Raw genomic sequence first — 15,727 nt, 5'->3', positions numbered from 1 at the left:
ACTCAATTTTCAATCTACATGAAGATAGCACTGAACTGGATGAAACAATACCTGGAAACAGGCCTTGATGAGTCTGAAATAGCCGGTATCCTCACAGACATCGGACTGGAAGTGGAAGGCATTGAAACTTTTGAGTCTGTTGCCGGGGGACTGGAAAAGGTGGTTGTGGGAGAAGTTGTTTCATGCAGAAAGCACCCGGGAGCCGACAAGCTTGTGCTGGCCGGCGTAAATACCGGCGAAGGAAGAACCCGTCAGATTGTATGCGGGGCCCCGAATGTGTCGGAAGGGCAAAAAGTGATTGTTGCCCTCCCTGGATCTGAGCTTCAGTTCAGCAACAGAACGCTCAGGATCAGTGAAACCACAATCAGGGGAGAAGAATCAGAAGGGATGATATGTGCCGAGGATGAGCTGGGACTGGGTGATTCACATGAAGGTATCATGGTGCTTGATAATGATGCTGTACCCGGCACACCTGCAGCTGAATACTTCAGAATTGAGAAAGACACCGTGTTTGAGATTGGCCTTACCCCTAACAGAATTGATGCTGCTTCTCATTTCGGTGTTGCACGTGATCTTGCCGCAAGGCTGGGTTTAACTGAGGCCGTCAGGCTTTACCGGCCTTCTGTTGAGGATTTCAGACCTGACAATGACAGCTTTCCGGTTGAAATTATTATTGATGATCCGCAGGCGTGCAAAAGGTATAGCGGACTGACCATTTGCGGCATTACTTTGGCCCCTTCGCCTCAATGGCTTCAGAACAGGCTGAGGTCCATAGGGCTTAAACCTGTAAACAATGTGGTCGACATAACCAATTTCGTCCTTCATGAAACGGGGCAGCCACTCCATGCTTTTAACGCGTCCAGTATAAAAGGCAAAAAGGTGATTGTGGGACATCTTCCCCCCGGCTCAAAACTTATCACGCTCGATGACGAAGAGAGGGAGATTGATGCCGAAGACCTGATAATCTGTAATGAGAGCGAAGGAATGTGTATAGCTGGTGTGCTTGGAGGCAAATACACCGGGGTTGACGAAAACACCACTGACATTTTTTTGGAAAGTGCCTGCTTCGACCCAATATCTGTAAGAAAAACAGCCCGCCGGCACGGGATAAGCACCGATGCCTCATTCAGGTTTGAACGCGGAACCGACCCCTCCGTCACAGTTTACGCCCTTAAACGGGCCGCTCTACTTATAAAGGAAATAGCCGGCGGCGATATATCGTCGGATGTGACCGATGTTTACCCGGTTTCAGCCGAACCGGCCATGATCCTGCTCGATACCGGATATGTTAATACTCTTGTGGGGACGGCAATACCCCTTGATGAAATCAGGAAAATCCTCTCTTCTCTCGATTTCAGGATCGCTGAAGAAAAAAAGGAAAGTTTGCTGGTTGAGGCACCCCTTTACAGGGTGGAGGTTACCAGGCCGGCAGATGTGGTAGAGGAGATCCTTCGCATATACGGTTACAACCGGGTACCGGTGCCTCTTACTGTGCACTCCACACTTTCGTACTCAGAAAAACCCGACCGCGAGAAATACCTGCACACCGTGGCCGGCTTGTTGAGCAGCCTGGGATTTAACGAGATCATGTGCAACTCGCTTACAAGGTCCTCTTATTATAAAGAGCTTCAAGCCTTTCCTGAAAAACATCTTGTGAAAATATTAAACCCCCTCAGCACCGATCTTGACAGCCTGCGTCAGACTCTGCTTTTTGGGGGACTCGAAACGATTCTTTACAATTCAAACAGAAAGAATTCCGACCTCCGACTTTATGAGTTTGGCAATGTATATAGCTGCACTGAATCCGGTTCAGGAAAAAAGGGGCTGGAAAAGTATTCGGAGAGTATGCAACTGGGACTTTTCCTTTCGGGGAAAACTTCGAAGCCCTTATGGAACAGTAATGATAAGGACGCCGACTTTTTCGATATAAAAGCCTATGTTTCATCTGTTTTTAAAAGAACAGGGCTGGATCAGGAAGAATTTGAACATAATGAAACGAAATCGGACATATTTAGTTACGGATTAAGAATTTCAAAAGGAAAGGAAATATTTGCCGAATTCGGGAAAGTTGATCCCCGTATTTGCAGTATCACAGGTATAAAAAACAGTGTGTTTTTTGCCAGTATATGGTGGGAGACTATGGTTAATGAAGCATCCAGAAAGAAGATCGCCTATTCTGAATTACCACGCTTCCCCGAAGTGCGGCGTGATCTCGCCATGGAACTTGACAGGGAGGTTAATTACAGTACAATAAAAGAAATTGCCTATAAAACAGAGAAAAAACTTTTAAAAGACATAGTTCTTTTTGATATTTACGAAGGAGAAAAAATAGCCCCCGGCAAAAAATCCTACGCGGTCAGTTTTATATTGCAGGATATTAAGGGAACAATGCGTGACGAGACCATAGATGCTGTCATGGTGAAACTGGCCGGGGCATTTGAAAGGGAAGCCGGAGCGAGGATCAGGAAATAAGGCAGTGATTTTGACAACATCGTAGACAGGAGCTCCGTTTTAATCCCGACAGAGCAACCGGCAATTTGTGTGACATTTTACACAATCAGTATTAATGCAATTAAAGAGGACCTCACTATGCGGCCTCACCAAACCAAATCAAAACAATAATAAATTATGAGACAGATTACTTTGCTTGCATTTATTGCCCTGGCTCTACTTTTTGCTGGAAGCACCCAGGAAGCCTCGGCACAAAGACGTTATGTTGACCATTCCGAAGTTGACGGAGTTATTATCCAGTACAGGTGGGCTAATTCTGACTGGCGCGACAGTGACAGTCCCCTCGAACTGAGGCTCCGGATACGGAACAGGAACAGGCACCCCGTATCGGTAAGCTATGTTGTCGAATTCTATATGGGCCCTGAGCTCAAGGAGAGCAGTGACCTGACAGAGTTGTGCATCAACTCAAGGCGATCCAAAACAGGAAGGCTGAATGGCATGTATTACCAGAGCGGAATCCTCAGCAACGAAGATCTTCAATCAGAGGAGTTCAGCTGGGAAATAGAAGATCTTGAAATTAAAGAAGTGGATGAGTGCAGGTAAACTTGATTCATGCCTGATTCGCTTTTGAACATTTTGGTTTTTTTTATACTTTTAGGCTCTTCAAAAACCAACAATTAACTAAACTAATATCATGGCAACAACAAAGAAGGTAAAAGGAATTATTGGAATCCTTACCGGAGGAGGAGACGTTCCGGGACTGAATCCCGCCATAAGGGCGGTTACTATAAGGGCTATCCGCGAAGGGTATAAGGTAATAGGCATCAGGAGAGGATGGGCCGGCATAATGGAGATGAAACCCGAACCCAAAGCCAACAACAAGGAGTTCTATCTTGATCTTACAGAAGAGATCGTCAACAAAGCCGGCCGGACAGGGGGCACCTTCCTGCACAGTTCCCGGACCAACCCAAGCAAGGTAAAGAAGAACCAGGTTCCGGAGCATCTGAAGGACAAATACAAGGAAGAGATCAATGACCTTACACCCGAGGTACTGAAGAACCTGGCCTATCTGAACATTGATTTCCTTATACCTATAGGTGGTGACGACACTCTGAGTTACGGTGTAAGGCTATACAAGGAAGGCTTCAAGGTAATTGCAATTCCCAAAACCATGGATAACGATGTTCCGGGAACCGATTACTGCATTGGGTTCAGTACCTGTATAACCCGTACAATAATGATGACCCATATTCTGCGCACATCAGCAGGATCACATGAGCGTTTCCTGGTGCTTGAGGTGTTCGGCAGGTATGCAGGATTTACCGCAATGTTGCCAACCATGGCCGGAGCAGCAAACCGCTGTGTAATCCCCGAGTACAAATTCGACATGGAAAAACTGACCAGGCTGATGGTGGAAGACCGCAAGAAGAACCCCAGCAACTACTCGGTAGTTTTGGTTTCAGAAGGCGCCATGTTTGAAGGTGGAGAAATGGTGTTCCAAAACCAGGAAAAAGACGCATACGGGCATGCCAAGCTTGGCGGCATAGGCGACCTCGTTTCAAGTGAGATGGTTCAGCTTTCGGCTAAATATAACGGAGGAAGGCCTATCAATGTAATTAACCAGAAACTTGGATACCTGGTAAGGGGAGGTGATCCCGACGCAATTGACTCGATCGCCCCCATGGCTTTCGGCAATCTGGCACTTGACCTTATACTCAAGGGAATACACGGAAGGCTTGTAGTCCTTCAGAACGGCCGGTACGACAACGTACCTATTGATGTTGTTACCAGCTCGAAGAAACTGGTAGACGTTCGGAAACATTACAACACCGACAGGCTGAGGCCGATCTACGAAAGCTTTGAAATGAAGCCCCTCTTCCTGATGACCGGAGAAACCGATAACTGATACCTGCGAATTTGGACAAAATCAGTAATGGGCTGCCAGAAAAGGACAGCCCATTACTGATTCATATACCTGTGCATCGTATCCCGCCTGACCAGAGCGGTTAACAAAATTTTCCGGGCAACCCGGGGGAAGCCAGGGGCATACTAGAACGTAAAGTCAAGTCCTATCGCAAATACCATAACTTCACGGTTATAGATCTCCGTGAACGGAGGCAGGCCCTGCATGGTGAATTCCTTCTGGTCTTCATCATAGAATGTCATAAGGAAGCCCAGGTTAACAGCAATCATATCGTTGATGGCGTAACGTCCTCCCAATCCGATAGAATGAGTTGAAAGGCTGTGGCTGAGGTCACTGTGATATTTTTCATTCACCCCTGTTATGGTACGGAGATAGCCTGTACTTACAAGCAGGCTTTCAGTAACATCATATTCAAGTCCGAGAGCCAGCTCAATGAAATTATTGTCGATGACAACATCATTGTCTACCCTGGTCCCTCCGACAGTCTTCCCGTAATCGGCCGACTTGTCGAAGTAGTAGTGAACCCCGCCTGCAATGTTCAGCTGGGGTGTTGCCTTGAATGCGGCGCCTACCGACAGCATGGCCGGCATATCACTGCGTGTTTTAGCCCTGTCGGGGAACATGCCGGTTTCATCTATTTCGGTGTCATTCTCAAGCTCAAGCTTTGTAAGGAATTCATATTTGATCCCGATATTCAACTGGTCTGAAAGCTGCAGGTTGACACCCAGCAAAGGGGCAATAGCCGAACCGGTCTGGCGCGCATCTACACGCCTGTCTGTCAACTCGCCAGCAAATCCGGCCGCGGTCATAGCTGTGGTGGAATATGCCCCCTGAACCTGGTTTATGGTCATCGATGCATCATACATTGCTCCCAGTCCCCCGGCCAGCTGCATGGCCTGTTCCTCTGAAATAAGAGTCATCTGAACAGCCTGATCAAGCGTAAGTGATCCGGCTCCACCGTCTATAAGAGGCTGAACACTCTGGGCAGCTCCTGAAGCAACGGCAGCAAGGTTGTTAAGGAATTCGCTTCCGCTAACCATTCCTCCACCGGGATTGAGGGGGTGAGCGGGGTTAACCGTAAAATTACGAAGGTGTCCCTTGTAGGTATTGGTAGCAGTAACGTACCGCAATCCGCCGTATACATCAATCATGTCGGCAAGTTGGTAGCTCACTCCAAGTTGTCCGCCGAAAAATATGGAAGAGCCTTCAAAAAAGATATCAATATCATAAGCGTTCGTTGGAAGTCCAAAATTGGTCAATTGCGCAGGAACAGCAGCAAAAGTAGTCTCAAATGAAGGAAGCCCTCTTTCATATTCGGCTCCGCCGCCACCGCCAACGGGCATAAAACCACCCGATACGGCGAGTCTGCCAGTCTTGTATACGGCATAAACGGAAGGGAACAGGGGGGCTGAAACATCACCCTGGTAATAACCGCTGTTGAGAAGAGGCATTGTATTGTCGATTTTTCTTGTCTGCCAGATAGATTGATTGCTGAGCGAAAGATGGAATCCATCTGAAAGTCGTGTCAATCCCGCCGGGTTGTAATAAACTGCATCGATGCCAAGGGAGGCATCACGGGCAAGCATCCTTATATATGAGGCACTCTGGTTGGTATTGGTCATAATACCACCTGCCCATGCAGAATGGATCGCAAAGCCTGCGATCAAAATCAAAGTAAAAAGTTTTTTCATGGCTTTTAAAGGATTAATTCTACTTATTGGTTTAGGGTTATTGTACAAATGAACAAAAAATTATTCGAACCAATTCCGAAAATAATTCTATTTATGAAATTATTATACAATAACCACAACTGTTCAGTTGCTTACATATGTTTTGGAGGGCAATTTTTTCGAACAGGATTCGAATATTATCAGGATCGTGAAATGGTGCAGGTCAGTTACGGATCACGGGAACAACATATGTCCTCTCGCCGGCTGAGACTTTCAGGTAATAGATACCCGGAGGCAGGCCGGGAGTATCAAGCCTGATAACCGGGTTATCCTCAGCAACAGACAGGACCTTGTCATATAACAGCATACCAGCCGCCGACACAAGGTTTACAGTGACACGGGAGAGATCCCTGTCTTTAATACTTATATGCAGTGTTCCGGTAAACGGGTTCGGGAAAACGGAGACCCCTTCCTGATCAATTCCAGGAATCAGGTTGCCGGTCACTATGTTCTCTATTTCAATATCCAGGCTGTCGCCTACGGTTTTTGCGTCCAGTTCAAGAAGGACGTACACCCTAAGCCGGTAGGTTCCCGGCTCAGACAGGTCGGCACCGGTGGCGAATGAATAAAACATATTTTCACCCGGATATATCTCTCCATCAAATATTTCGCTCACTGTCGCAGTGTCATTCAATGAATATCCGAGCTCAAAGCCGGAAAGCACCATGTTCCCGGTGTTCTCAATACCGGCCTCCACAACCTCTGTACCACCCATATCTGCTCCGCTTACAGGCCTTACAATACCAGTCAGTGAAATATCATGCACCTCGGGAACCGTAAGGCTGAGAATAAGAGTGTCATTATGGCTGATTGAATCTGACACATGAACTGTGAACAGGGTTAAATCGTACTGGCCCGGGTCACTCAGATCAACCGGTATGCTGAATGTTACATCAACATGGTCGCCGGGCTCGAGGACAGTTTCGAATGATTCAATCACTGGGGCGTAACCATCAACGGAGTACCCCGCTTCAAATTCTGTTACGGGATAGTTGCCGTAATTCCCTACACGCATGATCAGCGGCTGCATACCTCTGATCCATTGACCCGAAACAGGTGAAACAAGATCTGCAGGCCCGATATCTATAACAGCCTCGTCTTCGAAAAGGGCCACAAGCTTGCCTGGCGGGAACACCACATCGTCTATCCATGCTGCATCATGCCCCTTGCTGACCGAACCGTCTTTAATATACTGCCACCGGAACACACGGTTGCCAGGCTCCACATCAAATTCGGCAGCCGACCATTCATGGAATCCGCTCCATCTTCCGGCTCTGTTCTCATCAATGTAAAACTCAAGAAAGTCGTACCTGGCCTCCGATGAAACCTTTTGGCTGAATGAGATTGTACCCGGACCGGAAACCTTCATCCTTATCCTGATCTCCGAAGTATCATTATGACTGATCATTCCGGAGCGGAGACTGTAACGGCCGGATTCAGAATCAGGAGTGCGGAACCATCCATTCTCAGGGCCGGTATTCCATGGCCTGGCATTAAAAAGTCCGGCAAACTCAAAATCCTCATAAACAGTATTGATCCTGATCGGTAGTTCACCTGCGTAGACAAACCTCTCTGAGGTGATACCTGCTACAAGCGTAGTGAATGACCCATAATCAATATTGGTGCGGGCAGTGATCATTGCATTATGTAAAACCGTATCGCCCGGCATTATAATATTATAAGGCGGATCGGCATCATGGAATACGTAGTACCTGTTGTTCTCGGCAAACCATACCTCTGCATCGTAAATTGCCGCAGACCCTGTATTTACAAACTCAAGTACCGACCTCGCCGTCTCACCGGCCATAAGGTGACCGAACCGTTTGGTTCCATCATTATCTTCAATCCTGAATCCCAGCTTTTCGATCTCCGGGGCCCTGACTTCAATTGTAAAATCCGATACCCAGTGCATGGTGTCGCCACAAGTTACTTTCAGGCTGAAGAACAATATCTCACCGTCAGGCACTTCAGGGGATATGTCAAAACTGAACCCACCCTTAATCTCTTCTTCAGATCCGGGGTCAATGTCAGGTAGCATATATTCCGAGATGACAGCACTTACATTTTTGTTGTCACTTGCAAGTTCAGCAAACAGGTCGCCGGCTGGGGTGTCACCGTAATTTTTGAGGATCAGGTCAAGTGATATTCTCTCGCCCGATTCTGCAAAGCCGTTATTGTTGCCTTCACTGTCATCCAGGCTGAACGACCTGAGAGATATGAACGGACTGCCTGTTTCGGATACGTTTATACCACCAAAATAGGGTCTCCGGTTTTCCCTTGTAACTATAAGCTCATATTCAACCCCGGCAACCAGGCTGTCAAAATCAAGCTGCACTGCGCCCGCCGGTCCGGTATACCTGGCATCAAGCAATTGTCCCTCCGAAGAAAGAGCCACGTAACTGTAGGGATCAGCCATAACAGCCAGGCTTGTTGCACCCGGAGGCACAACATTCTGATATTCTACGGCCAGTGGATCCGGTTCTGAAAAATATATCATAAGCGACGGGTCGCCAAGCAAATGGTAAACCTCCCAGTAATACCTGGTGCGCGCCATGGTAGCCCCTGCACTAACAGCCAGGTTACCGGCCTGCTGGATCTGCCCCTGGGCAACGTACCATTCTGTATATGGCTGCCCCCGTGTATGGAAAAGTCGATCAAAGGCACCCGGACCCGATTGTTCGTACAGCGGACTGGAAGATATTGGTCCCACACCTATTGCCCAGTAAAAATCCTCGTCCCAGTAGGTATCGTTGGAGGCGCCTATATAACCAACAGCACCTTTCCGGTCGGCACGGAGAACCGCTTCGCCGAAACTCTCATAAAGATTAAATTTTGCTGTCTCACAGGCATTGCCGATCATAAGCGGATACATTCCCTCATTTTGAAGGAAAGGTATGTCGTCGACCGACAGCAGTGGATTGTTCCAGCGGTTCCAAAGTCCGTGTCCGGTATAATTAACAAATCCTGCCCCTGATGAGATAAGGTCCTTGATCTCCTGCGTGGTACCGGATTGATGGGGCACGGGAAATGTATGCGCATTGATCCCGAGGGTTTCATTAATATAATAGGAGGTGGTGTAATTGAGCTGACCGTTCCCGTGTACATGGGCAAACCTGCTGTCGACCCCGGCAATCAGCACTGAATTATTGAGGAACTCCGTGTCGGGGAAGAGGTATTGCTCATACATGAGGGTCTTTTCTATCTGCGGCAGCAACTCACCGGGATTGTTGGCAGAAAACCTGCCGTAGAAGAGATCGGGAAGGAAATCTCCGTCACCGTCATACTCTGCATAATAGAGATCTGTATAGTGTCCGCCTGAACGGAAGGCAGGGATCTGGTCATGATCTCCCACTATAAGTAAAAAAACCGGTGCAGGATTTTCAGGTGTTGCAGAATGATACAGATCAGCCAGCGCTGCCCTCATTTCCGCAGGCGTACTGCCAACTTCCTCAGTGCCCCTGTACATCTCAATAACCTCGAACCCCTTCCTGGTTTTCCAATCTACAAAACCGGCCAGGTGTTCCTCAAACACAGGATCAGACAATATAACATACCTTACGGGCCCTCCGCTGAAATATGTTTTCAGCCGCTCTTCCCTGAAGTTGAAAATCTTTGATTCAAAAGCAGCCTGGTGCAGGGGAGAATACAGCGACATGCTTCGGTCAGTTTTTTCCGGTTCAGGGTTCAGGAAACCTACCTCAACCTCCAGGTCTCTGTAAACAACAAGCTCTTTTCTCACAGGGTTGTAGCTTACCGGCGAGATCTGCACTCTGGCAATACGCTTCCCCCTCATTACACCGATCTCTTCAATCAACACAAGGTCAGGACCTGTAAACTCGTTTCTTTCGTATACACTCTCAAGAAATACGAATTCATGGTTACGCAAACTATCACTTTTAGACACCGGAGGTTGCTGCGGAATAACCGGATTATTGTAGCCATGATCCTGCATGGCAATTGTTTCCTTTCTGAATGAGATAATATCGTAATACACTTCTGCACCCCGGGGTATCTCAATCAGCCTGCTGGTTACCGGAAGCAAAGGCGCACCGTGTCCGGTGGCCGATCTGTGACCTGTTGATTCAATGACCGTAAAGGTCCCATGGTCAGTATCAATTTCGCCAAGATCAACCGAAGAAATGGTTTGTCTTATCCTGAAGCCCTGGTCACTGTTATCTGATATCTCTGTTGCCGCCGGGCCGGATTCAAACCTGACGGTATTCCTGCCGGTTGAAAAAATAATTCCCGTACCGAGAATGAGCAGCGGTAAAACGGCTAAGAACCTCCGTACAGGATAATATCCGGGACCTGAGAACATATAACCAAAAATAGTGCAAAATTATCCCGCAAAAAAATATAATCTTTTTAAAGATCGTATAAATAAGGCTCTCGCATGTTTTTTTCTGCTGAAATATATTGACTTATAATACTTTTTTTGTAATTTTATTCAAAAGTTTATTAACCAAATTGTTTCAATTATGAAGCAAATTCTGGTATTAATAGCAATAGTGAGCCTTAGCCTGCCGCTCGCAGGACAGTCCTTATCACCCTTTGTCGTATCGGCAGCCGGAGGATTCTCATCCAACGGAGATGTCAACCTCAGCTGGACCTCGGGTGAAACAGTAACTGAAACCCGTTTCTCGAATGATTTTATTCTCACCCAGGGTTTCCAGCAACCTGATATGAGAATTGTATCTGCAGAACATATAAATGAGCCTTTCGACTTAAGGGTATATCCCAATCCTGCAACTGATTTCGTTAGAGTCGAGTGGTCCCGTGAAATAGAAGGATATATCAGTGTCGAACTGTACGATCTTGTTGGCAGGAAACTAATAGACAGGCAATCTGACGGCAGCACCGATTATATAAATATTGAACTGCAATCACTACAGAGATCAACATACCTGCTGAAGGTATTTACATCCGAAGGAGATTTCTCAAAAACATACAGGATAGTAAAATATTGACGGCGGTATCATTCCACCTCAAAAACACAAGACAAAAGCCGGTTCTGCAGGCAGGAACAGTTCCGGCGGAACGGACTTGAGATGGAGCCTGCTGCAAGGCTGTCTCCCGGAAAACCTTTATTGAAAAAACTTTCATTTCCAAATTACGTATAAAGTGGGATAACAGGCTCATTAAAATTCAATTTTTTGTATCTTGCTGATATTTTTTAAGTCATCTGTTATTTTTACTAATTAGTGACATAGTGTATGGCCTTCAGAATTACAGGTTTGTTGCTGCTGATTATTTCTATCCCCCTGCTTTCATGGGGACAGCCAAACAAATACGGGACACCCTTTGTAAGAAATTTCGCCCCTCTCGAATATGGTGCTCCTGAGCAGAACTGGAGCATGGTTCAGGATAAAAGGGGAGTTATGTACTTCGGCAACAATGACAGGGGAGTTCTTGAATTTGACGGATCAAGCTGGCGAAGCATTCCCATTCCCAATAACTCTCCGGTCAGGAGCCTCACAATTGATGACAATGGAACGATCTATGTCGGCGCAATAGGAGAGCTGGGATACCTGGCCCCTGACGAAAGCGGACATTTGCAGTACAGGTCACTTACACACCTTATTGACTCAGCCTTCATTGATTTTCATGACGTATGGAAAACCCATGTTATCAACGATACCGTTTACTTCTGCACGAGTCCGGTAATTTTTATTTATGCCCACAATGAGATCAGAGAAAGACGAATAGCTATGGGCGATGAGGAGCTCTCTCCCTTCATGACCTTTGCAGTAAATAATGAATTGTATACTGGAACGATGCACAGGGGACTTATAAAGCTTTCCGATGACGGCTATGACGTTGTCAAAAACGGCGATCTGTTCGAGATGAAAAATATCCTGGAGATTCTGCCCCATGACGACGAACATGTCTTGATATGCACATACCAGTCAGGTGTTTACCTCTACAACCTCCTTTCCGGGGAAACAGACAGGAATATCATTTTACCGGAAGCACAGCAATATCTGATACAACACGGCCTTTATCATGCAACACACCTTTCAGGGGGATATCATGCATTTGCAACGCTTTACGGCGGCGCGATCATTACCTCACCCGACGGAGAGTTTAACACCCTGCTGACATATGAGAACGAGTTAAGGGATGAGCAGATTACCGCAGTTTTCAACAATCATGATGATGGACTGCAGATGCCGTTATGGATAACAATGAACAATGGAATTGCCTACGTTGAGAATCACAACCCCCTGAGCTTTTTCGGTGAAGAAAGCGGGTTAAGAGGTATTGTGGCCGATGTCAGGAGATTTGAGGGCACCCTTTATGCTGCAACGAGCCTGGGTGTGTTCCGGCTTTCCTATGATGAAGGTAACCTGCCTGTATTCAAACCTCTTGATGAGATCAGGCTCCCTGCAACCAGCTTTGCTGAAGCCAACCTGCCTGGAAAGGGCAAAAGACTCATTGTTGGTTCACAGTTCGGAGTATTTGAGATTGACGGATCAGGCAGGGTTGAATCAATAACCGGCAACTTTGCTGGCAAAACTCACAACTGTTTTTCGCTTCATGTATCTGAGCATCATCCCGGCAGGATTTATCTCGGACTGGCGGCTGATCTTGAGTATATTGAATATGACGGGAATGAATGGAGCCTCAATCAAATAAGACCTGTAAGGGACGAAATAAGGAACATCAGGGAGGATCTTGAGGGTAACCTGTGGCTTACCACCTTCGTCAACGGTTTCCTGAGGGTTGAATTTACCGGCCAGGACACCCTGTCCCGTTATTATACCACTGATGACGGACTTCCTGAACTTTTAAGAAACATAAACATAGCCGAATATGGTGGAGAGCTGCTTTTCACAACAACAAAAGGCATCTTCAGATTTGACGGAACAGAAGATATATTTTACCCCGACGAAAGATTTGCCGAAATTCCGGGAAGGCCGGAATCAGGGGTTTACCATATGGTAAAGGATAAAGAAGGGCTATTGTGGATATCGGCATATGACGAGCATGAAAGATGGATATCTGTCCTTCGGATGTCAGAAGATGGCAAATATATTCCGGATGATGCACCCTTCAGGCCTCTGCCCCCTATCTGGTGCGATGCCATATACCCGGATGAGGACAGCATCGTTTGGGTTGCTATTTCCAATACAATATACAGCTACAACAAAAACATTATCCGCGATTACCGGCAGCCATTCAACACCCTGATAAGAAGAGTAACTTTAAGCCAGATTGACTCTGTGATCTTTGACGGCACGAATTACAGGCTGGCCGAAGACGGCAGGATGCTGATCTCCGGCACACAGCCTGAACAGATCAAACCCAGGCTGCGTTTTGCCAACAACAGGCTAGAATTTGAGTTTGCATCTCCGTTCTTTGACAGCCACGACCAGACAGAATACAGCTGGTACCTTGAGGGAGAGGATATCGGATGGTCAGCCTGGTCGGGCGAAACCAGGGCGCAATACACTTACCTCCGGGAGGGAAGCTACACTTTCTGGGTCAGGGCAAGAAACGTTTACGGTGTCGAGAGCAGCACGGCATCATTTGAATTCTTTATCCACCCTCCCTGGCACAGGACCATGGTCGCCTATATAGGTTACCTCATTCTTCTCTCCCTGTTTATTTATGTCATTGTATTGCTTAATTCACGAAGGCTTCAGAAAGAGAAGATAATCCTGGAAGGCATTGTAAGGGAACGGACGGCTGAGATTGTAAAGCAGAAAGAGGAGATTGAGGAACAGCACGACATGATTGCCGAACAGAACAAGAATATTACCGACAGCATAGAATATGCACGCAGGATACAGACTGCAATCCTCCCGCCGGGTGATTATGTGAAAGAGCTGTTGCCGCAGCGCTTCATCCTTTTCCTGCCAAGAGACATTGTAAGCGGCGATTTTTACTGGCTTACCAAGCTCAAAAACAGGATTATCTCGGTAGCGGCCGACTGCACGGGACACGGTGTTCCGGGAGGCTTCATGAGTATGCTGGGTATTGCATTCCTGAATGAGGTCGTAAACAAAAGTCCCGATGATGTAACTGCAGCCGAGATACTCAACCAGTTGCGCGAACAGGTTATAGCCTCACTACATCAGACCGGCAAAACGGGAGAAGCACAGGACGGCATGGATATCTCCCTGTTCATACTCGACATGGAAAACAGGAACCTTGAATTTGCCGGAGCCAATAACCCCCTTCTCATAATTCGCAACAATGAACTTATTGAGATCAAAGGAGACAAAATGCCAATAGGCATTCACGACAGGGCCAACCAGCCATTTACAAATCATGTTGTAAAGCTTGAAGACGGTGATGTAATCTACACCTTCTCCGACGGTTACCAGGACCAGTTCGGTGGCCCGAAGGGAAAAAAGTACATGATAAAGCGTCTTAAGCAGTTGCTTCTGGATATTCATCAAAAGCCAATGTCGGAGCAGGTAGAAATTCTTCTGATGGAGCTGGAAGAGTGGCAGGGATCATTCGAGCGTGTTGACGATATAATCGTCATGGGTGTGCGCGTCTGACAGATATTTTATCGGAGTGTACCTGGCAACAAACCGGTGATAATATAATCATCACTGGTATATGCATCTCGCTGATGGTCCCACTCAGAAACTGAAACCGAACCTTGCATCTGGGGCAATATCCTGTGAGGAATACTCTTTCCTTAAATATTTATAATATGCGGTTATTGCAATCATGGCAGCATTGTCGGTAGTATATGCCGGCTTTGGTATGAACATATCATAACCCTTCCCTGCACCATAACCCGCAAAAGCTTCCCTCAATCCGCTGTTGGCCGCGACCCCTCCTGCGAGCGCGAGCGTACCGATACCGGTATGGGAAACAAGCCTGTCAAGATTATGCATCAGTATCTCAACTATTGTATGTTGCAGTGATGCGCACAGATCGCCGAGGTTTTTTTTAATGAACCCGGGATCCTCCTTTTCCCTGTCCCTTAAAAAATAGAGAAATGACGTTTTAAGTCCGCTGAAACTGTAATCGAACCCTCCTGCCGAAGGCCTGGCAAACGCATATGCCTGCGGGTTACCTTCTTTTGCATGTTTATCAATCCAGGGTCCGCCGGGGTAAGGTAATCCCATAAGCTTGGCACATTTATCGAAAGCCTCACCGGCAGCATCGTCGATTGTCTGGCCTGCTATTTCCATCGAAAGATAATCTCTCACTATGATGAGCTGTGTATGGCCTCCTGAAACAAGCAGGCAAATAAAGGGAAATGACGGGACCCTCCCGGTCTTACCGGGTTCCCTGATAAAATGAACAAGAACATGGGCCTGGAGGTGATTGACCTCAATAAGAGGGATCCCAAGGCTAAGAGCCAGGCCTTTTGAGAAGGAGGTTCCCACCAGTAGCGAACCCATAAGTCCAGGACCCCTGGTAAATCCCACGGCAGAAATGTCGCCGGCAGTCATACCTGCCTCCCTGAGCGCAAGGTCGACAACCGGAACGATATTCTGCTGATGCGCCCTTGAAGCCAGTTCAGGGACCACACCGCCATATTTTTTGTGTACCTCCTGACCGGCTATCCTGTTTGAAAGTATGACCCCGCCGGAAATAACTGCCGCCGATGTGTCATCACATGATGATTCAATACCGAGGATAACAGCCGACATTA

General features: G+C 47.1%; 8 protein-coding genes. 5 read left to right on the top strand and 3 right to left on the bottom strand.

Features of this window, described 5'->3' with window-relative positions; translation table 11 throughout:
• The first annotated feature begins 18 nt into the window (after positions 1-18).
• The 3 genes from EA408_06575 (at position 19) to EA408_06565 (ending at position 4,357) form a co-directional block, all read left to right on the top strand.
• Entirely contained in the window at positions 19-2,472 is a 2,454-nt protein-coding gene (locus EA408_06575; protein TVR72599.1) for a phenylalanine--tRNA ligase subunit beta, read from the top strand.
• A 156-nt stretch (positions 2,473-2,628) separates the two neighbouring features.
• On the top strand, positions 2,629-3,054 hold the full coding sequence (locus tag EA408_06570; protein ID TVR72598.1) for a hypothetical protein: 426 nt from the start codon (positions 2,629-2,631) through the stop codon (positions 3,052-3,054).
• A gap of 91 nt (positions 3,055-3,145) precedes the next feature.
• Positions 3,146-4,357: a phosphofructokinase gene (locus tag EA408_06565; protein TVR72597.1), complete on the top strand. Its 1,212-nt coding sequence runs from the start codon at positions 3,146-3,148 to the stop codon at positions 4,355-4,357.
• A gap of 143 nt (positions 4,358-4,500) precedes the next feature.
• Here the strand turns inward: EA408_06565 and EA408_06560 are convergent, their stop codons facing one another.
• Both EA408_06560 and EA408_06555 read right to left on the bottom strand, forming a co-directional pair.
• The gene (locus tag EA408_06560; GenBank protein TVR72596.1) at positions 4,501-6,066 is read right to left on the bottom strand and encodes an aromatic hydrocarbon degradation protein; all 1,566 of its coding nucleotides are present in this window, start codon (positions 6,064-6,066) and stop codon (positions 4,501-4,503) included.
• A gap of 202 nt (positions 6,067-6,268) precedes the next feature.
• Entirely contained in the window at positions 6,269-10,423 is a 4,155-nt protein-coding gene (locus EA408_06555; protein TVR72595.1) for a T9SS C-terminal target domain-containing protein, read from the bottom strand.
• Between the two features lie 160 nt (positions 10,424-10,583).
• Between EA408_06555 and EA408_06550 the strand changes: the two genes are divergently transcribed.
• Both EA408_06550 and EA408_06545 read left to right on the top strand, forming a co-directional pair.
• Positions 10,584-11,072 (top strand): T9SS C-terminal target domain-containing protein, encoded by a 489-nt coding sequence (locus tag EA408_06550; GenBank protein ID TVR72594.1) that lies wholly within the window; start codon positions 10,584-10,586, stop codon positions 11,070-11,072.
• 246 nt (positions 11,073-11,318) lie between these two features.
• The gene (locus tag EA408_06545) at positions 11,319-14,615 is read left to right on the top strand and encodes a hypothetical protein (protein ID TVR72593.1); all 3,297 of its coding nucleotides are present in this window, start codon (positions 11,319-11,321) and stop codon (positions 14,613-14,615) included.
• A gap of 84 nt (positions 14,616-14,699) precedes the next feature.
• On the opposite strand, the gene tsaD is transcribed toward EA408_06545, so the two are convergent.
• Complete coding sequence (gene tsaD / locus EA408_06540; GenBank protein TVR72592.1) at positions 14,700-15,725, bottom strand: tRNA (adenosine(37)-N6)-threonylcarbamoyltransferase complex transferase subunit TsaD; 1,026 nt, start codon at positions 15,723-15,725, stop codon at positions 14,700-14,702.
• Positions 15,726-15,727: the final 2 nt, after the last annotated feature.

Source organism: Marinilabiliales bacterium, from assembly GCA_007695015.1.
Classification (GTDB): Bacteria; Bacteroidota; Bacteroidia; order Bacteroidales; family PUMT01; genus PXAP01.
Note: the sequence above shows the minus strand (reverse complement) of the source record. Positions and strands in the feature narration are given on the sequence as shown.

Coding starts and splice junctions, on each gene's coding strand:
- EA408_06565 (TVR72597.1), top strand. CDS start 3,146: ATGGCAACAACAAAGAAGGTAAAAGGAATTATTGGAATCCTTACCGGA.
- tsaD (TVR72592.1), bottom strand. CDS start 15,725: ATGTCGGCTGTTATCCTCGGTATTGAATCATCATGTGATGACACATCG.
- EA408_06550 (TVR72594.1), top strand. CDS start 10,584: ATGAAGCAAATTCTGGTATTAATAGCAATAGTGAGCCTTAGCCTGCCG.
- EA408_06560 (TVR72596.1), bottom strand. CDS start 6,066: ATGAAAAAACTTTTTACTTTGATTTTGATCGCAGGCTTTGCGATCCAT.
- EA408_06570 (TVR72598.1), top strand. CDS start 2,629: ATGAGACAGATTACTTTGCTTGCATTTATTGCCCTGGCTCTACTTTTT.
- EA408_06545 (TVR72593.1), top strand. CDS start 11,319: ATGGCCTTCAGAATTACAGGTTTGTTGCTGCTGATTATTTCTATCCCC.
- EA408_06555 (TVR72595.1), bottom strand. CDS start 10,423: ATGTTCTCAGGTCCCGGATATTATCCTGTACGGAGGTTCTTAGCCGTT.
- EA408_06575 (TVR72599.1), top strand. CDS start 19: ATGAAGATAGCACTGAACTGGATGAAACAATACCTGGAAACAGGCCTT.